Raw genomic sequence first — 18,648 nt, forward strand, 5'->3', positions numbered from 1 at the left:
TCCGGACGAGAGTTGCGGAAGAGGGGTGCCGGGACGCGACGATGACGGGCGCGGGGGCTCGGATCGGTGAGGCGCAATGCCGGCCTCAGCGCGTCCCGACCGCTCCCCCGGCCGTCGCCAGGGAGTTGCGCTGGCCGGCCTGGCCGCTCACCTCGGAGAAGTAGCGCTGCGCGTCGCCGAGCTGCACCGCCGGCTGGCAGGCGGGCGTGCAGGAATAGGATTCGCGCTCCAGGCCGCGCTGCACCGTGATCACCGACGGGCTGCCGGCCCGCACGCTGATCGCCGATTCCGCCAGCATCGTGCCCGCCGAATCCAGCGCGATGAGGTTGGTGCTGCCGAAGCTCTTGCCGGTCAGGACGACGATGCCGTTCCGCTGCAGCGACACGTCGGCGATGATCGGGTTGCCCACGATCACCGTCGCGGTGCGCTCCGGAAGGCGGATCACCTTGGCGTTGTCGACCGACACGGTGACGGTGGCGCCGTCGCTCGCCTGCACGGCGGCGGGGGCCAGCACCGCCAACGCCAGAAGGCACGCGGCTCGCGTGAGGCTCGGGCGGTGGGGCTGGCTCATCGGCTCGGGCTCATCCGTCTTGCGCTCATTGGCGGGGGGATCTTCGGCGGGGGGATGTTGCGGGGACGTTCGCGGTCTGCGGGCAGTCAAGCGCCGGATGGGTTGACAAACCGCTAAGCCCGCCGTGCCCGCTTGCCCCGCTTCCTCTGGGGACAGGCGCCATGGACCGCAATCGATCGGCCGTTAACCAAGATCGGGATTTCCGGCCCGCCGGCCGGGATCCGCGATCGCTTTAACCCAACCTCAACAAGGCGCAGCCTAAGTTGCCGTTAGTCCCGATCGGCGCCAGTCGATTGTCGACGGACTAACCGATACCACTCAGGCGGGAACACAGTTATGATGTCCAAGCTGAAGCGTTTCGTCAGCGACGAGTCGGGCGCCACCGCGATCGAGTACGGCCTGATCGCCACCCTGATCGCCATCGCGGTGATCGCCGCGGCCCGCTCCGTCGGGAACAACCTCGGGGCGCAGTTCAACTCGATCGCCGGCAACCTGAAGTAAGGACCGCGAAGCCGACCCGCGTCGGGCGGGTCGGCGCGCCCCTCCCAGCGGCGCGAGGCGCCGAGCCGGCCCTTGTCCGGCGGCTCGGTCCGCGCGCTCCCGCGCGGGTCGCATTCCCTCGCCGCCCGGCCGGCCGCGCGATGTCGGGGCGGCCTCGGGGTACCGGCTCCCGGGGGAGCCGGCGACAGGCACCGCGCTCCTCTTTGCCCGCCGCGAGCCCGCATGGTCAGCCTCTGCCTTCTCGTCGTGTTCCCTTTCCTGATGGCCTACGCGGCCGTCAGCGACGTCCTCACGATGCTGATTCCCAACCGCGTCAGCATGGCCCTCGCCGGCGGCTTCGCGGTCCTGGCCGTCGCCACGGGGCTCGGCTGGTTCGAGGTCGCGAGCCATGTCGGCGCGGGTGCGCTGGTGCTCACCGTCGGCTTCGTCCTCTATCTCACGGGCACGATGGGCGCCGGCGACGTCAAGCTGGCGGCGGCGACGGCTCTGTGGCTCGGCTTCGGCGCGCTGCCCGATTACCTCGTCAACGCCGCCGTGTTCGGCGGCATGATGGCGTTGGGCCTGCTGCTCATGCGCAGCCATCCCCTCCCCGGCTTCGCGGCGACCTGGCCCTTCGCGCTGCGCCTCCACGACCAGCGCGTCGGCATCCCCTACGGCGTCGCCCTGTCGGCCTCCGCCCTCGTCACCTGCCCCGCCGCGCCATTATGGCACCTGGTGCTGGCAGGCTGACGCTCCTCATCCGACGGCCGGACGATCGCGGCGGGGAAGGCGCAAAGCCGCCTTTCCCGCCGCGCATGCATGTCCGCGCCCCGGCTCCGGCGGCTCAACGCCAGGTTCCCCGATCCAGCCCTTTCCCACGAGCCGACAACTCCAGGTTTCCGGCTCCCGGCGGCACCCTGGTCCGGCGCGTTAACCCTAAGGACGGTTAACCTTAATTTGAGGAATCCCTGATGAAGTCCGGCAAGGGACGGCATCGCGCCGCCCCTGCCGTTCCCTCTCGTTGGCGCCTCATGAAGTCTTCGCGCTTGCTTCTCATCAGCGTCGCCGCCGTGACCGGCGCGGGAGCCTTCGTCGTGATGAGCGGCCGCGAGCCGCCGCCCCCGCCGCCGGCCGAGCCGGTCGCCGCGGCGGCCCCGGCCATCGAGATGGTGGAGGTACTGGTGGCCGCGGCCGAGCTGCCGATGGGACAGACGCTCAAGCCGGCGGATCTGCGCTGGCAGCCTTGGCCGAAGAGCGCGGCGAGCGACAGCGCGTTGCAGCGCACCAGCGCGCCGACGGCGCTCGAGGACACGGCGGGCTCGATCGTGCGCAGCCCGTTCCTCTCCGGCGAGCCGATCCGGCGCGAGAAGCTGATCAAGGCCAATGGCAGCGGCTTCCTGTCGGCGATCCTGCCCGCCGGGATGCGCGCCGTCGCGATCTCGATCGATGCCCGCGGCTCGAACACCGCCGGCGGCTTCATCCTGCCGAACGACCGGGTCGACGTGCTGCGCATCTCCCGCGACGAGGAGGCGGCCCGCGCCGGCGTCGGCGACACCCAGACCGCCGAGACCATCCTGACCAACATCCGGGTCCTGGCGGTCGGCCAGACCGTGCAGGAGCGCAACGGCGAGCGGGTGATCACCGGCGACACCGCGACGCTCGAGCTCACACCGGCCCAGGCCGAGGCCGTGACCCTGGCCCAGAAGGTCGGCCAGCTCTCCCTCACCCTGCGCAGCCTCGCCGATGCCGGCCAGGTCGCCCCGACCTCACCGGAGCCGCAGGCCGAGGCCGGCCTCACCATCGTGCGCTACGGCGTCTCCAAGCAGATGCCCCGCCGATGAGCGCGCGCCCGTCCAGCCTCACCCGCGCGACCGGTCCCCGCCCCGCGAGTCCCCGTTCCATGACGATGTCCGAGCCTTCCCCGGCGTTCCTTCGCGCCGCCGCCTCCCTCCGCGGCGCCTTCCGCTCGGCCTCGACGAGAATCCTGGCGGCAACCTTGGCGGGCACCCTGGCCGTCCTCGCATCCGGACCCGCCGCCGCCCAGGACGGGGCGAGCCTGCGCGGGACGGGCCCGCGCGGCGGCATCGTGCCGGCGCCGGTGGTGAATGTCGGCCCCAACGAGGCCGACGTGTCGCGCCGCATCGACCTCACCATGGGCCGGTCGCTGGTGATCGACCTGCCCCGGGACGCCAAGGAGGTGTTCGTCGCCAATCCCAAGGTGGCGAACGCCGTGGTGCGCTCGACCCGCAAGGTGTTCGTCATCGGCATCGAGAACGGCGCCACCTCGATCTTCGTGATGGACGGCGAGGGACGCCAGATCGCCGCCCTCGACGTCACGGTGGGGCGCGACCTCAACGTGCTGCGCCAGACGCTCACCGGCAGCATCCCGGGCGGCCGCTTCGACGTGCGCCCGGCGGGCGATTCGGTGCTGCTCACCGGCTCGGTCGGCTCCGCCGCGGAGGCGCAGCAGGCCGTCGACATCGCCAACGCCTTCGTGGGCACCGGCGGGGCCGGGACGACCGCCCGCGGCGCGGTGATCAACAACCTGACGATCCGCGGCAAGGACCAGGTGATGCTGCGCGTCACCGTGGTCGAGGTCTCGCGCCAGGTGCTCAAGCAGTTCGGCATCAACCTGAATGCCAGCTGGAGCACGATGAACTTCGTCAACGGCGTGCCCTTCCCGCTCACCGGCGGCTCCTACCCGGCCGGCAACGAGCTCACGGGCAAGCTCTCCTCCGGCGGCTTCTCGCTCCAGGCGAACCTGCGCGCCTTCGAGCAGGCCGGCGTGTCGCGGATCCTGGCCGAGCCGACCCTGACGGCGATCTCCGGCGAGGCGGCGACCTTCACCGCCGGCGGCGAGATCCCGGTTCCGACCAGCCAGAGCTGCTCGGCGGTGATCGCCTCGAACTCCTCGAACTGCTCGGTCGGCATCGAGTACAAGCCCTACGGCGTCGCGCTGAACTTCACTCCGGTCGTCCAATCGGAGAACCGGATCTCGATCCGGGTCGGCACCAACGTCACGGAACTTGATCCGCAGAGCGCGGTGCCGGTCTCCAACGGCAACAACACCATCTCGGTGCCGGGCCTCACGGTGCGCAAGTCCGAAACGACCATCGAGCTGCCGTCGGGCGGGACGATGATGATCGCGGGCCTGATCCAGCAGCGCAACCGCCAGGCGATCAGCGGCCTGCCGGGGATGCTCAACCTGCCGGTCCTCGGCGCCCTGTTCCGCTCCCGCGACTACCAGCGCCAGGAAACGGAGCTGATGATCATGGTCACGCCCTACATCGCCAAGCCGATGGATCCGGCCCAGGTCCGCAAGCCCGACGACGGCTTCACCGAGTCGACCGACAGCCAGGCGATCGTGCTCGGCCGCCTGAACCGCCTCTACGGCGTGGTCGGCGCCGCGCCCCTCGGCTCCGGCTATCGCGGCCGGGTCGGCTTCATCACCGACTGAACGCACGGACCCGCCCGGGCCGCCCGATAGACTCCGCCGAGATTCCGCCGAGACCATGCCAGCGATGACCCGCACCGCTCTCCGCCTGACGATCCTCGCCGCCTCGGCCAGCCTCGCGGCCTGCGCCGCGGACCGCCGGCTGACCACGGGCTCGACCTACCCGATGACGGTCCCCGAGCGGCACCCGATCGTCCTGTCGGACTCGCCCCGCAACCTCGACGTGTTCGTGACGGGGACCGGGCATATCGACCCGCGCCAGGCCGACGACGTCGACGCCTTCCTCACCGAGTACCGCCGCTACGGCCGCGGCGTGCTGGTCCTGGAGGTGCCCCGCGGCTCGCAGGTGCCCGGCGGCGCGGTGGAGCGCACCCTCGCGCGGGTGCGCGCCCGGGCGGTCGCCTGGGGGGTCGGCGCGCGAGAGATCGTCGTCGCGCCCTACCCGGTCGCCAACGTTGCGGTGAGCGCGCCCGTGCGCCTCAGCTTCCAGCGCATGCAGGCCAAGGTGGCGGGGGCCTGCGGGCTCTGGCCACAGGATCTCGGCGTCACGAATGCGGGCTTCAACGCCCGCAACGAGAGCTACTGGAACTTCGGCTGTGCCACCCAGTCGAACCTCGCCAGCCAGATCGCCGACCCGGTCGACCTGGTGCGCGGCCGCCAGGAGGGCCGGATCGACACGGTGACCAGGACCCAGGACCTGACCGACCTGCGCACCGGAAAGGATCCATCAACCACTTGGAAGCAGGATGGCCGCGCGAGCGTGAAGAACCAGGTGGGGCAGTGATGAGGACGCGCCGGACGAGGGTCGCTGCCGCGACGAGGCGCACCGGGGCCGGTCGGGGCCGGTCGGACGAGGGATGCCGTCCCTCGCGGTCGATCCCCTCCCGGGGGAGGTCGCGTCATGTCTGAGCCGGGCGAACCCACCGGCCGGGTCATCGCCCCGGTTCCCCGCATCACCGTGCAGGCCTTCTGCGAGAGCGGCGAGGTCGCGGCCGTGATCGAGGCCGCCGCCGGCGACCGGCGGATGCAGAAGGCGCATACCCGGGTCCAGATGGGCGGCGCGGCGGCCGCCACCGAGGCCTATCGCAGCGCGCCCACCCCGAACGTTATCGTGGTGGAGATCGGCACGGCCAAGGGCAACCCGCTCGCCGCCCTCGACAGCCTGGCCGAGGTCTGCGATTCCGGCACCAAGGTGGTGGTGATCGGCCACGTCAACGACGTCGTGCTCTACCGCGAGTTCATCCGCCGCGGCGTGAGCGAGTACCTGATCGCGCCGATCGATGCGGTCGCGGTCATCGCGGCGATCTCCGAGCTGTTCAGCGATCCGGCGGCCGAGCCCTTGGGGCGGACGATCGCGGTGGTCGGCGCCCGGGGCGGCGTCGGCGCCTCGACGCTCGCCCACAACATCGCCTGGTCGGTGTCCCGCGACTACGGCACCGCGACGGTGATCGCCGATCTCGACATCGCCTTCGGGACCGCCGGCCTCAACTTCAACCAGGACCCGCCGCAGGGCGTGGCCGAGGCGGTGTTCGCGCCGGACCGGGTCGACGCGAACTTCGTCGACCGCCTCCTGTCGAAATGCACCGACAACCTGAGCCTGCTCGCGGCGCCCGCAACCCTCGACCGCCCGACCGATTTCGTCGAGGGCGCCTTCGACGGGGTGATCGACGTGCTGCGGGCGAGCGTGCCCTGCATAGTGCTCGACGTGCCGCATGGCTGGTCGGCCTGGTGCCGGCGGATGCTGATCGGCGCCGACGAGATCGTCGTGGTGGCCGCGCCCGACCTCACCTCGCTGCGCAATGCCCGCAACCTGTTCGAGGTTCTGCGTCAGGCGAGGCCCCACGACCGCATGCCGCGCCTGGTCCTCAACGGGGTCGGGATGCCCAAGCGCCCGGAGATCGCCGTGTCGGAATTCTCCAAGGCCCTCGACGCGCCGGTCGCCGCCACGGTGCCGTTCGAGCCCGCCCTGTTCGGCACCGCGGCCAATAACGGCCAGATGCTGGCGGAGGTGCAGCCCGGCGCCAAGGTCACGGAGGTCCTGAGCGAGCTCGCCGGATCCCTCACCGGCCGCGGCGAGACGCGCCGCGGCCGGGGCAACATCCTTGAGCCCCTCTTGGAGCCGCTGCTGGCCCGGCTCGCCCGCCGCAAGGCGTCGTGAGCCACCCCCGTCCCGTTCCATCCCGTCGGCCCGCTTCTCGAGAAGGTCGCTGATCCATGTTCGGCAGGAGACCCGGAGCGGCGGCGCAGAAGGCGCCGGCCGCGCGCCCCGCCGGCCCCGCCCCGGCGCTCCCGGCGGCGGCGCCGGTCCTCCAGGACGGCAAGCGGGCCGAGGCCGCCCCCCCGCCGGCAGCCCGCGAGGCCCCGGCACCGGCGGAGAATGGCCGCTCGGACGAGTATTACCGCACGAAGAGCATGATCTTCGGCGCGCTCATCGAGGCGATCGACCTCACCCAGCTCGCGCGCCTCGAGCCGGACGCGGCGCGGGAAGAGATCCGTGACATCGTCATCGAGATCATCGGCCTCAAGAACGTCGTGATGTCGATCGCCGAGCAGGAGGAGCTGCTCGACGACATCTGCAACGACGTGCTCGGCTACGGCCCCCTCGAGCCCCTGCTCGCCCGCGACGACATCGCCGACGTGATGGTGAACGGCGCCAACCGGACCTACATCGAGGTCGGCGGCAAGATCCAGCTGACGGGAGTGCGCTTCCGCGACAACCAGCAGCTGATGAACATCTGCCAGCGGATCGTCAGCCAGGTCGGTCGCCGGGTCGACGAGGCCTCCCCGATCTGCGACGCGCGCCTGCCGGACGGCTCGCGCGTCAACGTGATCGCGCCGCCGCTGGCCATCGACGGCCCGGCGCTCACCATCCGCAAGTTCAAGAAGGACAAGCTCACCCTCGACCAGCTCGTGCGCTTCGGCTCGATCTCGCCCGAGGGGGCCAAGATCCTGCAGATCATCGGGCGGGTGCGCTGCAACGTGGTGGTCTCGGGCGGTACCGGCTCGGGCAAGACCACCCTGCTCAACTGCCTCACCCGCTACATCGACGACGACGAGCGCATCATCACCTGCGAGGACGCGGCCGAGCTGCAATTGCAGCAGCCGCACGTGGTGCGCCTCGAGACCCGGCCGCCGAACCTCGAAGGCCAGGGCCAGGTCACGATGCGCGACCTGATCAAGAACTGCCTGCGCATGCGGCCCGAGCGGATCATCGTCGGCGAGGTGCGCGGCCCGGAGGCCTTCGACCTCCTCCAGGCGATGAATACCGGCCATGACGGCTCGATGGGCACGCTGCACGCCAACTCGCCGCGCGAGTGCCTGAGCCGCATCGAATCGATGATCTCGATGGGGGGCTACAACCTGCCCTCCAAGACCCTGCGCGAGATGATCGCCGGCTCGATCGACGTCGTCGTCCAGGCCGCCCGCCTGCGCGACGGCTCGCGGCGCATCACCCACATCACCGAGGTGATGGGGATGGAGGGCGACGTCATCATCACCCAGGACCTGTTCGTCTACGACGTCGTCGGCGAGGACCAGAACGGCAAGCTGATCGGCCGCCACCGCTCGACCGGGATCGGCCGGCCGCGCTTCTGGGAGCGGGCGCGCTACTACGGCGAGGACCGGGCGCTCGCCGCCGCCCTCGACGCCGCCGAAGCCCGGCCGGAGGAGGCGGCATGATGAGCCTCGGATCGGTGAAGCGCGGCGCGGCGACACGCGGCGCGGCGGCGAGCCCGGGGGGGCACGGGTGATGGACATCGAGACGGTGATCGCGGCGGGCCTGCTCGCGGCGAGCGCGGTGTCGCTCGCCTCCGCGGTGGTGGTGCCGCTGCTGCCAAGCGAGGCGCGGGCCACCAAGCGCCAGCAGGCCCTGATCGGCCAGCGCCAGGCCGTCGAGCGCGTGCAGGCGGTGAGCCGCCGCGACCAGGTCGCCAAGAGCCTGAAGGAGATCGAGGACAAGGAGAAGAAGAAGAGCCGCGTCAGCCTCGAATTGCGGCTGACCCAGGCGGGCCTCACGATCTCCAAGGGCCAGTTCTGCCTGTTCAGCGCGGTGGGCGGCTTCCTCGTCGGGGCCTTCGGGTTCGTGATGAGCGGCGATACGCTCCTGGCGCTCGGCCTCGCCTTCGCGGCGGGGCTCGGCGTGCCGCGCTGGCTGCTCTCCTACCTGCGCCAGCGCCGGATGAACCGCTTCATCCTGGAACTGCCCAACGCCATGGACGTGATCGTGCGCGGCATCCGTTCGGGCCTGCCGGTCGGCGATTGCCTGCGCATCATCGCCCGCGAGGCCCGGGAGCCGGTCAAGAGCGAGTTCCGGGCGATGATCGAGGCCCAGGCCCTCGGCATCTCCCTCGGGGATGCGGTCGGCCGCCTCTACGAGCGGATGCCGGTGCCGGAGGCGAACTTCTTCGCCATCGTGATCGGCATCCAGCAGAAATCCGGCGGCAACCTCTCGGAGGCGTTGGGCAACCTCTCGCGGGTGCTGCGCGACCGGCGCAAGATGGCCGACAAGGTGAAGGCCGTCAGCATGGAGGCCAAGGCCTCGGCGGCGATCATCGCCTCCCTGCCCTTCGTGGTGGCCACCCTCGCCTACATCACCAGCCCCGACTACATCTCGCTGCTCTGGACGACCACGATCGGCCACATCGCGCTCGCCGGCTCCGGGGTGTGGATGCTCGTCGGCGTGTTCGTGATGAACCGGATGATCCGCTTCGACATCTGAGCGGGCGGCGCCACTCCCGCGCCCGCCGCCGGACCGGCCCCCGAAGCCCCAGGCATTCCCGACGCCAAGGCACCTTTAACGCCAAGGCATTCCCGACGCTCCAGGAGGCGGCGCGTGCAGATCCTGTATCAGCTGACCGACCCCTATTTCCTCGGCGCGGCGCTCGCCGCGGTGGCCGCGGCGGCCACGGTCTTCACCCTGGCACAGCCGTTCCTGGAGCCCGACCGGCTCCGCCACCGCCTGAAGGGAGTGGGCAAGGAGCGCGACCGCATCCGCCTGCGCGAGCGCGAGCGCCTGAACCAGAAGGCGTCCTTGCGCCAGGAGCCCAAGGCCTACATGAAGCGGGTGGTCGAGCGCCTGCATCTCGACGACTGGCTCGGCACCGAGAACGCCAAGAACAACCTGATGATGGCGGGCTATCGCGGCCCTCAGGCCGAGATCGCCTTCCTGTTCTTCCGCCTGGTGATGCCGATCGCCCTGTTCGTCCTGTCGGTGTTCTACCTCTTCGTGCTGGAGGTGCTGGACCAGCCAGCGCTGATCCGCTTCGGCCTGGTGGTGGTGGCGGCCTATCTCGGGATCAAGGCGCCGGAACTCTTCCTGCGCAACCAGACCGCCAAGCGCCGGGCGGTGATCCAGCGCAACTGGCCCGACACGCTCGACCTGCTGCTGATCTGCGTCGAGTCCGGCATGGCCGTCGAGGCGGCGTTCCGGCGCGTCGGCGTCGAGATCGCCGACCAGTGCATGACGCTGGCCGAGGAGATGGCGCTGACCACCGCCGAACTGTCGTATCTCACCGACCGGCGCGTCGCCTACGAGAACCTCGCCAACCGCACCGGGCTCGAATCGGTGAAGAACGTCACCACGGCGCTGATCCAGGCCGAGCGCTACGGCACCCCGGTCGGCCAAGCCCTGCGGGTGCTGGCCCAGGAGAGCCGCGACCAGCGCATGAACGAGGCCGAGAAGAAGGCCGCCGCCCTGCCGCCGAAGCTCACCGTGCCGATGATCCTGTTCTTCCTGCCGGTGCTGTTCGTGGTGATCCTGACCCCCGCCATGGTGCAGGTGTTCAGCTCCAAGTAGGCCCCATCTCAGGCAGGCCCCATCTCAGGCAGGTCTCATCTCGCTTAGGTCTCGCCTCACCGGCCTGCCCCGGGAAAGAACCGGTTCTCCGGCCTTGGCAGGCCGAGATGGTCGCGCAGGGTGGTGCCCTCGTATGCGGTGCGGAACAGGCCACGGCGTTGCAGCTCCGGCACCACCTTCCTGGTGAAGTCCTCCAGCCCCTGCGGCACGTCCGAGACCATGATGTTGAAGCCGTCGCTGGCCCCGGCCTCGAGCCAGGCCTGCATCTCGTCGGCGATGGTAGCGGGCGTGCCGACCATCCCGAGGCCGGCATAGCCGCCGAGGCGCTGGGCCAGCTGCCGGACGGTCAGCCCCTCGCGCCGGGCCAGCGCGATCGCCCGCTCGCGCCCGGTCTTCGACTGGTTGGTCTCCGGGATCTCCGGCAGCGTCCCGTCGGGGTCGAAGGCCGAGGCGTCGACGCCGAGCGCGATCGACAGGGCCGCGACGGCGCTCGCCTCGTGCACCAGGCTGTCCAGGTGCGCGCGCTTCTCGCGCGCCTCCTCCACCGTGTCGCCCACCACCACGAAGCAGGCCGGCAGGATCTTGAGGTGGTCGGGATCGCGCCCCACCGCGACCATGCGGCCGCGCACGTCCTCGGCGAAACGCCGGCCGTCCTCGATGCTGCCGGCCGCCCCGAAGATCACCTCGGCGGTCTCGGCGGCGAGCTGGCGCCCGGCCTCGGAGGCGCCCGCCTGCACGATCACCGGCCAGCCCTGGACCGGCCGGGCGACGTTGAGGGGACCCCGCACCGAGAGATGGGGGCCCTGATGATCGAGCACGTGCATCCGCTCGGGGTCGAAGAAGATCCCGCTCTCGACGTCGCGCAGGAAGGCGTCGTCGGAAAAGGAATCCCACAGGCCCTTCACCACCTCGACGAATTCGTGCGCCCGGTCGTAGCGGTCGCCATGCTCGGGATGGTGCTCCAGGCCGAAGTTCTTCGCCGCATCCGGGTTCGAGGTCGTCACCACGTTCCAGCCGGCGCGGCCCCCGCTCAGGTGGTCGAGGGAGGCGAAGCGCCGGGCGACGTGGAACGGCTGGTCGTAGGTGGTGGAGGCGGTGGCGATGAGCCCGATCCGCTCGGTCACCACGGCGAGCGCCGGCAGCAGCGTCGCGGGATCGAACGAGGTCACGGTGGCCGAGCGCTTGAGCGCCTCGACCGGCATGTTCAGCACCGCGAGGTGGTCGGCCATGAAGAAGGCGTCGAACTTCGCCGCCTCGAGCTCTCTCGCGAAGCGGGCGAGATGGCGAAAGTTGAAGTTGGCGTCCGGCAGCCCGCCCGGATAGCGCCACCAGGCGGTGTGGATGCCGACCGGGCGCATGAAGGCGCCGAGATGAAGCCTGCGGTGTCGCGCCATGTCGGGTTCCCCGGGCCGGCCCGTGCGGCCGTGCCGCCCCGATCTGGGATCGCCGCCCTGGTTAGTCAATGAATTTCGTGTACTACTTCCGTGGCCGGAACCGGCGCGAGACGAGGATCGAATGAGCGAGACGGGACGAGGGAACGCCCTGAGGGCGCGCTACGGCGCGGAGACGATGCTCGACATCGCCTGGAACGACGTGATCGCGGGCCTCCTCGCCCACCGCACGGTGCGGGCGTTCCGGCCCGATCCGCTCCCCGAGGGAGCCCTGGAAACGCTCGTCGCCGCGGCGCAATCGGCCCCCAGCTCGTCGAACCTCCAGACCTGGAGCGTCGTCGCGGTCGAGGATGCAGCCACCAAGCGGCGCCTGTCCGAGGTGGCGCGCGGGCAGCGCCACGTCGCCGAGGCGCCCCTGGTGCTGGTCTGGCTCGCCGACCTGTCGCGCCTCGGCGCGATCGGGCGCGACCGGGACAGGCCGACGGACGGGCTCGACTACCTGGAGATGCTGATGGTCGGCGTGGTCGATGCCGCGCTGGCGGCCCAGAACGCCACGGTGGCGCTCGAATCCCTCGGCCTCGGCTCGGTCTATATCGGGGCGTTGCGCAACGATCCGGAGGCGGTGGCGGACCTCCTCGGCCTGCCGCCGAACGTGCTGGCGGTGTTCGGCCACTGCGTCGGCCGGCCCGATCCCGAGCGGCCCGCTGCCGTGAAGCCGCGCCTGCCGCAAGAGGTGGTGCTGCATCGCGGGCGCTACGACACCGCCCTGGCGACCGGGGCGATCGCGGCCTACGACGCCGCGATGGTGGACTTCCAGGCCGGGCAGCGGATGCCCGAGGTCGGCTGGAGCGAGGCCGCCCTGGAGCGGGTGCGCGGGCCGGGCTCGCTGAGCGGCCGTGACCGCTTGCGCGGGATCCTGGAACGCCGGGGCTTCGGGCTGAAGTAACGCTTCGTCCACTCATCCGGACAGTTTTCCGTTGATCGCCCGTTTCGTTCTTCATAAAGAACGAAACGGGACGCAGCGCGAGAGCAGGAGGGCGGCTTGCCAGATCAGAACTTGGCGGACGAGCACAGGCGGGCGGAGACGATCGCCGCCGCGAACGGGATCGGAACGGACACGGCCTTCGGCGCGGTGACCCCGCCGCTCTACCTCTCGACGACCTACACCTTCGCCGAGTTCGAGAAAGCGCGGGCCTACGACTACGCCCGCCTCGGCAACCCGACCCGCGACCAGCTCGCCGACACCTTGGGCAAGCTGGAGGGCGGGGCCCGCGCCGTCGTGGTGTCGAGCGGCATGGCGGCCCTCGACCTCGCCCTGTCGCCCTTGCGGCCCGGCGACCTGCTGGTGGCGCCGCACGATTGTTACGGCGGCACCCACCGGCTGCTCTCGATGCGCGCGGCGCGCGGCCATTACCGCGTCGCCTTCGTCGACCAGACCGACGAGGCCGCGCTGACGGCCGCTCTCGCCGAGGGTGCCCGGATCGTCCTCACCGAGACGCCCAGCAACCCGCTGATGCGCATCACCGACCTGCGCCGCGTGGCGGCGCTGGCGAAGGCGGCGGGGGCCCTGTTCGTCGTCGACAACACCTTCCTGTCCCCGGCCCTGCAGCAGCCGCTGGCGCTCGGGGCCGACCTCGTCGTCCACTCGACCACCAAGTTCATCAACGGCCATTCGGACGTGATCGGGGGCGCCGTGATCGCCGCCGATGCGGCGCTCGGCGACGAGCTTGCCGCCTGGGCCAACACCGTCGGGGTCACCGGCTCGCCCTTCGACGCCTACCTGACCCTGCGCGGCGTGCGCACGCTGTTTCCCCGCATCGAGCGCCAGAGCCGCAACGCCGCGGCCGTCGCGGCCTTCCTCGACGCGCATCCGGCGGTGGCCCGCGTCTATTATCCGGGCCTCGAGAACCATCCCGGCCACGCCGTCGCCAGGAGCCAGCAGAGCGGCTTCGGGGCGATGCTGAGCGCCGAGCTGGCCGGCGGGCGCGAGGCTGTGCGCCGGCTCGTCGGGGCTCTCCGGATCTTCAGCCTGGCCGAATCCCTCGGCGGGGTCGAGAGCCTGATCGCCCACCCGGTGACCATGACCCATGCGGCGATGGATCCGGAGGCGCGGGAGCGGGCCGGAGTCGGCGACGGGCTGGTGCGGCTCTCGGTCGGGCTGGAGGCGGAAGCGGATCTCCTGGGCGATCTCGCCCGGGCGCTCGACGCGGTCGACCGCGGATGACGCGCCGCGCGCGCCGAGCGCGCTAGATTCACGCCATCCGTCCCGCTATCCCGAGGGAGCGATGACTCACGGTACGATGCGCCTCGGCGCCTTCTTCTACGCCACCGGCCACCACGTCGCCGGCTGGCGCCACCCGTCGAGCGAGGCCGATGGCGGGCTCGTCCTCGACCGCTACGTCGGCTGGGCCAAGCGGGCGGAAGCCGCGAAGTTCGACCTGATCTTCCTCGAGGACGGCACCGGCATCCGCGATGCCGATCTGCGCTCGAGCGAGCGCACCGCCCGCTCGGCCCATTTCGAGCCCGTCACCCTGCTGTCGGCCCTCGCGGCGGTCACGAGCCGGATCGGCCTCGTCGCCACCACCTCGACGAGCTTCAACGAGCCCTACAACGTCGCCCGCCGCTTCGCCTCCCTCGACCACCTCAGCGGGGGCAGGGCCGGCTGGAACCTCGTCACCTCCGCCACCGACCTGGAAGCGGCGAATTTCGGCAACGACACGATCGCGCGCCACGCCGACCGCTACGAGCGGGCGGAGGAGTTCGTCGACGTCGTGCTGGGGCTGTGGAACACCTGGGACGACGACGCCGTCGTGATCGACAAGGCCTCGGGCCAGTTCTCGAAGCCCGACGGCTTCCGAACCCTCGACCACAAGGGCAAGCATTTCGAGGTCCGAGGGCCCCTCAACATCGCGCGCACGCCGCAGGGCCAGCCGGTGCTGGTCCAGGCCGGCTCGTCCGGCCCCGGCAGGGACCTGGCGGCGCGTACCGCCGAGATCGTGTTCACGGCCAACCAGACCCTCGACGAGGCGGTGGATTTCTATCGCGACCTGAAAGAGCGCATGGCCCGGTTCGGCCGCGCGCCCGACGACCTCAAGATCATGCCGGGGCTGTTTCCGGTGGTCGGCCGCACCGAAGCGGAAGCACGGGAGAAATTCGAGGAGTTGCAGGCGCTGATCGACCCGGTGGTGGGCCTGGCGCTGCTCAGCCGGATGGTCGGCCACGACCTCTCTGCCCACGACCCCGACGGCCCGGTGCCGGAGCTGCCCGAGACGGAAGGGGGCAAGTCGCGCCAGCAGCTGATGCTCGACCTCGCCCGCCGCGAGGGCCTGAGCCTGCGCCAGCTCTACCTGCGCATCGCCGGGGCGCGGGGCCACTCGCAGATCGTCGGCACGCCGGCGCAGATCGTCGACGAGATGGAGGCGCGGTTCCGGGCCGGCGGCGCCGACGGCTTCAACATCATGCCGCCGACCCTGCCGGGCGGTCTCGACGACTTCATCGAACTGGTCCTGCCCGAGTTGCGCCGCCGCGGCCTGTTCCGCACCGAGTACGAGGGCCGCACCCTGCGCTCCCATCTGGGCTCGCGCCCGCCGGCCGGCTACGGGCCGGGGCGGAGGATCGCGGGATAACGGTCTCGCCGGGACCTTGGCCGGGTTCCGCTGCGTTGGCCGTCCGGGCGATTGCCCGGACGGAGAGTTTTTTCGATGACGAGACATGCCGGCGCCCGCCTCGGGCTCGCCCTGCTCCTGACGGCCGGCATCGCGCCGGTCGCGGCCCGGGCTCAAGGAGCCCCCGGGCAAGGCACGGCTCCTTCAGCCGCCGCCCGCCTCGACAAGGTCGCGAGCTTCGCCCACCAGGTCACCGGCGTCACGGTGGCGCGGGACGGCCGGATCTTCGTCAACTTCCCGCGCTGGAGCGAGGACGCCCCGGTCTCGGTGGCCGAGGTGAAGGACGGCAAGCCGGTGCCCTACCCGGATGCCGGCTGGAATTCCTGGCGCAACGCCCGCCAGGACGAGGTCGACCCCAAGACCCACTTCGTCTGCGTGCAGAGCGTGGTGGCGGATGCCCAGGACCGCCTCTGGGTGGTCGATGCCGCCGCCCCCGCGATGGGCGCGGTGGTCAAGGACGGGCCGAAGCTCGTGGGCATCGACCTCAAGACCAACCAGGTGATCAAGACGATCCCGTTCGACGCCACGACGGTGCTGCAGGCCTCCTACATCAACGACGTGCGGATCTCGCCCAACGGCAGGACCGCCTATCTCACCGATTCCGGCGCCGAGGGCGCCCTGATCGTCGTCGACCTCGACAGCGGGGCGGCCAAGCGCGTGCTCTCCGGCCACGCTTCGACCATGCCCGACAGAAGCGTGACCGTGACCTATGACGGCCAGCCCCTGCGCCGGCCGGACGGGCGCGGCGTCAATTTCTCGGCCGACGGCATCGCGCTCTCGCCGGACGGCAAGACGCTGTACTGGCAAGCCATCAAGGGCAAGACGCTCTACAGCCTGCCGACCGATGCGCTCACCGGCTGGGCCACCGCCTCCGTCGTGCCCGAGATGCTCACCGACCGGACGCTGGCGCCTAAGATCGTCACGGTCGGCGAGAACGGGCCGGCGGACGGCCTGCTGATCTCCCGCAAGGACGGCCGGATGTACGTGACCTCGCCGCAGGACGACGCGGTGAAGGTGCGCGACCTCGCCCATAGCGGCGCCGGGCTGACCACCCTGGTCCAGGACAAGCAGCTGCGCTGGCCCGACACCTTCAGCGAGGGGCCGGACGGCACGATCTACGTCACCACCTCGCACATCCAGGACTCGGCCGACTACAAGCCCGGCGCCCCGATCAGCCTGCCGACGGAGCTGTGGGCGATCCGGACGGGACCGGCGGCGACGGGATCGACGGGGGCCGGGCCGGTCAGGTGAGCGCCCGGAGCAAGCCCTCTCCCCTTCTGCGGGGGAGAGGTCGTTCCAGGCCCGCGCAACCCAACGTAAAGGGAAAACACCCTTCCACCGCCCGCGGCGCTACAACCCCCTGGAAATGACCGGCAACCTGTGCTGGATATCCCAGCGTAGCAGCCGCGGAACGCGCAGACGCGTCGTCGGCCAATCCGGGGACGCAGTCTCGTCGTGCGCAGGTCCGGAGAGAGCACAGCCACGGTCCGGCCGCGCCTGACGCCCGATCGGCTCGCGGAGCGCGTCGCCGGCCTCGGCAAGGGTGAGCGGCTCGCAATCGTCGGCCTGACGCGCGACGGCGTCGGCGCGCTGCTGGCGGCGCGCGAGATCGGCCGCGGGGTGCTGCTGGTCGCCGTCGAGGATCTTCGGACCGCGCGCGCGGTGATCGACCGCCTGCTCGACGACCTCGCCGACCTGGCCCTCGCCCGCTGGCCGGACTGGCCGGGGCGGGACGGATCGGCGCCGGAGGTCTCGGGGCCCTGGCTCAAGGCCGCGGCCACCTTCGCGGCCTCCGGGCGGCCGCCGCGGTTCCGGCGGGCGGCGCCGGCGCTCGAATTCGGGCAGCTGCTGCAAGCGGTCGATCCCGGCAGCGTGATCCTGGTGGCGGAGGTCGATCCGGCCTCGCCGGCCCGCGCCGCCCCGGCGATCGAGGCGCTCGAATGGTGTGCCGGCCACGGCGCGGCCTGCATCTTCGCCCTGCCGGCCGAGCCGCCCGACGCCCCGCCCTACGACCGCATCCTCTACGGCGCCTGCGCCATCGGCCGCGCCTCGGCGCCGGCAGCGGAGCGCTTCATCCCCTCGCGCTCGCGGGCCCACCCGGCCAGCGAGACCGAGCGACGGGTCGAGGCGGCCCTGGCGAAGGATCCGGATCTCGCCGGGCTGTTTGCCGGCAACGAGATCGTGCGGGTGGCAGGACCCGGCCAGCAGCCGCGGGTCGACCTGGTCTGCCGCGAGCACCGCATCGTCGTCGAGATCGACGGGCCGGAGCACCAGGCCAACCCGAAATTCCGGCACGACCGCCACCGCGACTTCGAGCTGCTGGTCGCCGGCTACCTCGTGCTGCGCCTCACCAACGACGAGGTCTCGGACGACCTGCAGCGCGCGGTCGAGAAGATCCGCGCCGTGGTCCGGCTGCGCCGTCCCTCCCCTCCCCCTGCCGGAGACACGACCCGATGAGCGAGACGCCGACGCCGGCTCAGGCGCTGATCCTCTGGCGCCTGCTCGGCCGGCAGGGCACCGCCCTGAACAGCGCGATCACGCCGAAGAAGGCCGAGCGCGACGCGCTGGTGAAGGCCGGGCTGCTCGTGGTGGAAAAGGAGGGCCGTTCCTCGCGGTTGACCGTGACCGACAGGGGCTGGAACTGGGCCGGGCAACACCTGCGCGATCCTCTGCCGCCGACCATGCGGGTGCTCCAGGACTGGCTCACGCGCCTCCACCACCACCTCGACGCGACGGGCGCGACGCTGGCCGACTTCGTCGGGCCCGCCCCGGAGCGCGCGCCGCCGGAGCCGAGAGCCCGGAAGGCCAAGACCTCCTCGAAGTCCGAGGTCGCTTCGAAAGCCAAACCTGCACGGAGTGTCAAGGCCGCCCTGCCGCCGGAAGCGCCAGTCACCCCTCCCGATCCGCGCCGGCTCCGCACCCGCATCGAAGAGGCCTATCTCGCCTGCACCGGCGGCCGAAAAGCGATGGCTGTACGCCTCAGCGCCCTGCGGGCGGAACTCGCCGACCTCGATCGCGCCACAGTCGATGCCGGGCTGGCTGCTATTCTTGAGAAAGATGCAACGATCGAGCTGAGCCAACTCAGCGATCCCAAGGCGCTCGATGCCGCCGAGCGTGCGGCCGCATTCAGCCCAGCCGGCGAGCCTTTCCACCTGATCTGGATCCAGGCATGAGCGATGCCCTCGACGCCCTGCGCCGTGTCAACTTTGACTGGGTGCGTACTCTCGACAGCGTCTGGGTCGACGCAGATCTGACTGGAGCCCCGAACGAAGCTCTGCTTCCGAAAATCATCG

Annotated in this window: 17 protein-coding genes; 15 read left to right on the forward strand and 2 right to left on the reverse strand. The window is 71.1% G+C overall.

The genetic code is table 11. The features are described 5' to 3' along the window. Positions 1–85: 85 nt before the first annotated feature. The gene (locus DA075_RS10785) at positions 86–571 is read right to left on the reverse strand and encodes a pilus assembly protein N-terminal domain-containing protein (protein WP_099953211.1); all 486 of its coding nucleotides are present in this window, start codon (positions 569–571) and stop codon (positions 86–88) included. Positions 572–907: 336 nt separating this feature from the next. On the opposite strand from DA075_RS10785, the gene DA075_RS10790 reads away from it, so the two are divergent. The 9 genes from DA075_RS10790 (at position 908) to DA075_RS10830 (ending at position 10,299) form a co-directional block, all read left to right on the forward strand. Then, on the forward strand, positions 908–1,072 hold the full coding sequence (locus DA075_RS10790; RefSeq protein ID WP_099953212.1) for a Flp family type IVb pilin: 165 nt from the start codon (positions 908–910) through the stop codon (positions 1,070–1,072). Positions 1,073–1,294: 222 nt separating this feature from the next. Continuing rightward, positions 1,295–1,801, forward strand: coding sequence for an A24 family peptidase (locus DA075_RS10795; RefSeq protein ID WP_099953213.1), 507 nt, complete (start codon positions 1,295–1,297; stop codon positions 1,799–1,801). Between the two features lie 281 nt (positions 1,802–2,082). Continuing rightward, a complete protein-coding gene (gene cpaB, locus DA075_RS10800) occupies positions 2,083–2,892 on the forward strand; it encodes a Flp pilus assembly protein CpaB (RefSeq protein ID WP_099956533.1) in 810 nt (269 codons plus the stop codon). A gap of 65 nt (positions 2,893–2,957) precedes the next feature. After that, entirely contained in the window at positions 2,958–4,508 is a 1,551-nt protein-coding gene (locus DA075_RS10805) for a type II and III secretion system protein family protein (protein WP_099956534.1), read from the forward strand. A 55-nt stretch (positions 4,509–4,563) separates the two neighbouring features. After that, entirely contained in the window at positions 4,564–5,289 is a 726-nt protein-coding gene (locus DA075_RS10810; protein WP_099953214.1) for a CpaD family pilus assembly protein, read from the forward strand. 117 nt (positions 5,290–5,406) lie between these two features. After that, positions 5,407–6,663 carry a CpaE/TadZ family protein gene (locus DA075_RS10815; RefSeq protein ID WP_099953215.1) on the forward strand — a complete coding sequence of 419 codons (1,257 nt, stop codon included), beginning with the start codon at positions 5,407–5,409 and terminating at the stop codon, positions 6,661–6,663. Positions 6,664–6,719: 56 nt separating this feature from the next. Beyond that, entirely contained in the window at positions 6,720–8,183 is a 1,464-nt protein-coding gene (locus DA075_RS10820) for a TadA family conjugal transfer-associated ATPase (RefSeq protein WP_099953216.1), read from the forward strand. 70 nt (positions 8,184–8,253) lie between these two features. Further along, the gene (locus DA075_RS10825) at positions 8,254–9,222 is read left to right on the forward strand and encodes a type II secretion system F family protein (RefSeq protein WP_099953217.1); all 969 of its coding nucleotides are present in this window, start codon (positions 8,254–8,256) and stop codon (positions 9,220–9,222) included. A 114-nt stretch (positions 9,223–9,336) separates the two neighbouring features. Then, positions 9,337–10,299, forward strand: a complete 963-nt coding sequence (locus DA075_RS10830; RefSeq protein WP_099953218.1) for a type II secretion system F family protein — start codon at positions 9,337–9,339, stop codon at positions 10,297–10,299. 56 nt (positions 10,300–10,355) lie between these two features. Here the strand turns inward: DA075_RS10830 and DA075_RS10835 are convergent, their stop codons facing one another. Next, a complete protein-coding gene (locus tag DA075_RS10835; protein ID WP_099953219.1) occupies positions 10,356–11,693 on the reverse strand; it encodes an LLM class flavin-dependent oxidoreductase in 1,338 nt (445 codons plus the stop codon). 121 nt (positions 11,694–11,814) lie between these two features. Between DA075_RS10835 and DA075_RS10840 the strand changes: the two genes are divergently transcribed. From DA075_RS10840 to DA075_RS10865, 6 genes are all read left to right on the forward strand, one after another. Next, the gene (locus DA075_RS10840) at positions 11,815–12,636 is read left to right on the forward strand and encodes an NADPH-dependent oxidoreductase (RefSeq protein WP_099953220.1); all 822 of its coding nucleotides are present in this window, start codon (positions 11,815–11,817) and stop codon (positions 12,634–12,636) included. Between the two features lie 96 nt (positions 12,637–12,732). Beyond that, positions 12,733–13,914: a cystathionine gamma-synthase gene (gene metB, locus DA075_RS10845; RefSeq protein ID WP_414468049.1), complete on the forward strand. Its 1,182-nt coding sequence runs from the start codon at positions 12,733–12,735 to the stop codon at positions 13,912–13,914. Between the two features lie 61 nt (positions 13,915–13,975). Next, positions 13,976–15,316: an LLM class flavin-dependent oxidoreductase gene (locus DA075_RS10850; RefSeq protein WP_099953222.1), complete on the forward strand. Its 1,341-nt coding sequence runs from the start codon at positions 13,976–13,978 to the stop codon at positions 15,314–15,316. Positions 15,317–15,391: 75 nt separating this feature from the next. Next, positions 15,392–16,606, forward strand: coding sequence for an L-dopachrome tautomerase-related protein (locus DA075_RS10855; protein WP_099953223.1), 1,215 nt, complete (start codon positions 15,392–15,394; stop codon positions 16,604–16,606). Between the two features lie 204 nt (positions 16,607–16,810). Further along, positions 16,811–17,812 carry an endonuclease domain-containing protein gene (locus DA075_RS10860; RefSeq protein ID WP_099953224.1) on the forward strand — a complete coding sequence of 334 codons (1,002 nt, stop codon included), beginning with the start codon at positions 16,811–16,813 and terminating at the stop codon, positions 17,810–17,812. After that, positions 17,809–18,528, forward strand: a complete 720-nt coding sequence (locus DA075_RS10865) for a hypothetical protein (protein WP_099953225.1) — start codon at positions 17,809–17,811, stop codon at positions 18,526–18,528. Before DA075_RS10860 ends, DA075_RS10865 begins: the two co-directional genes overlap by 4 nt. Positions 18,529–18,648 lie beyond the last annotated feature (120 nt).

The sequence above is a fragment of the Methylobacterium currus genome, assembly GCF_003058325.1.
In the GTDB taxonomy this organism is placed as follows: domain Bacteria; phylum Pseudomonadota; class Alphaproteobacteria; order Rhizobiales; family Beijerinckiaceae; genus Methylobacterium; species Methylobacterium currus.

Coding starts and splice junctions, on each gene's coding strand:
- DA075_RS10840 (WP_099953220.1), top strand. CDS start 11,815: ATGAGCGAGACGGGACGAGGGAACGCCCTGAGGGCGCGCTACGGCGCG.
- DA075_RS10795 (WP_099953213.1), top strand. CDS start 1,295: ATGGTCAGCCTCTGCCTTCTCGTCGTGTTCCCTTTCCTGATGGCCTAC.
- DA075_RS10790 (WP_099953212.1), top strand. CDS start 908: ATGATGTCCAAGCTGAAGCGTTTCGTCAGCGACGAGTCGGGCGCCACC.
- DA075_RS10805 (WP_099956534.1), top strand. CDS start 2,958: ATGTCCGAGCCTTCCCCGGCGTTCCTTCGCGCCGCCGCCTCCCTCCGC.
- DA075_RS10785 (WP_099953211.1), bottom strand. CDS start 571: ATGAGCCAGCCCCACCGCCCGAGCCTCACGCGAGCCGCGTGCCTTCTG.
- DA075_RS10855 (WP_099953223.1), top strand. CDS start 15,392: ATGACGAGACATGCCGGCGCCCGCCTCGGGCTCGCCCTGCTCCTGACG.
- DA075_RS10850 (WP_099953222.1), top strand. CDS start 13,976: ATGACTCACGGTACGATGCGCCTCGGCGCCTTCTTCTACGCCACCGGC.
- cpaB (WP_099956533.1), top strand. CDS start 2,083: ATGAAGTCTTCGCGCTTGCTTCTCATCAGCGTCGCCGCCGTGACCGGC.
- DA075_RS10835 (WP_099953219.1), bottom strand. CDS start 11,693: ATGGCGCGACACCGCAGGCTTCATCTCGGCGCCTTCATGCGCCCGGTC.
- DA075_RS10815 (WP_099953215.1), top strand. CDS start 5,407: ATGTCTGAGCCGGGCGAACCCACCGGCCGGGTCATCGCCCCGGTTCCC.
- DA075_RS10825 (WP_099953217.1), top strand. CDS start 8,254: ATGGACATCGAGACGGTGATCGCGGCGGGCCTGCTCGCGGCGAGCGCG.
- DA075_RS10810 (WP_099953214.1), top strand. CDS start 4,564: ATGCCAGCGATGACCCGCACCGCTCTCCGCCTGACGATCCTCGCCGCC.
- DA075_RS10865 (WP_099953225.1), top strand. CDS start 17,809: ATGAGCGAGACGCCGACGCCGGCTCAGGCGCTGATCCTCTGGCGCCTG.
- DA075_RS10820 (WP_099953216.1), top strand. CDS start 6,720: ATGTTCGGCAGGAGACCCGGAGCGGCGGCGCAGAAGGCGCCGGCCGCG.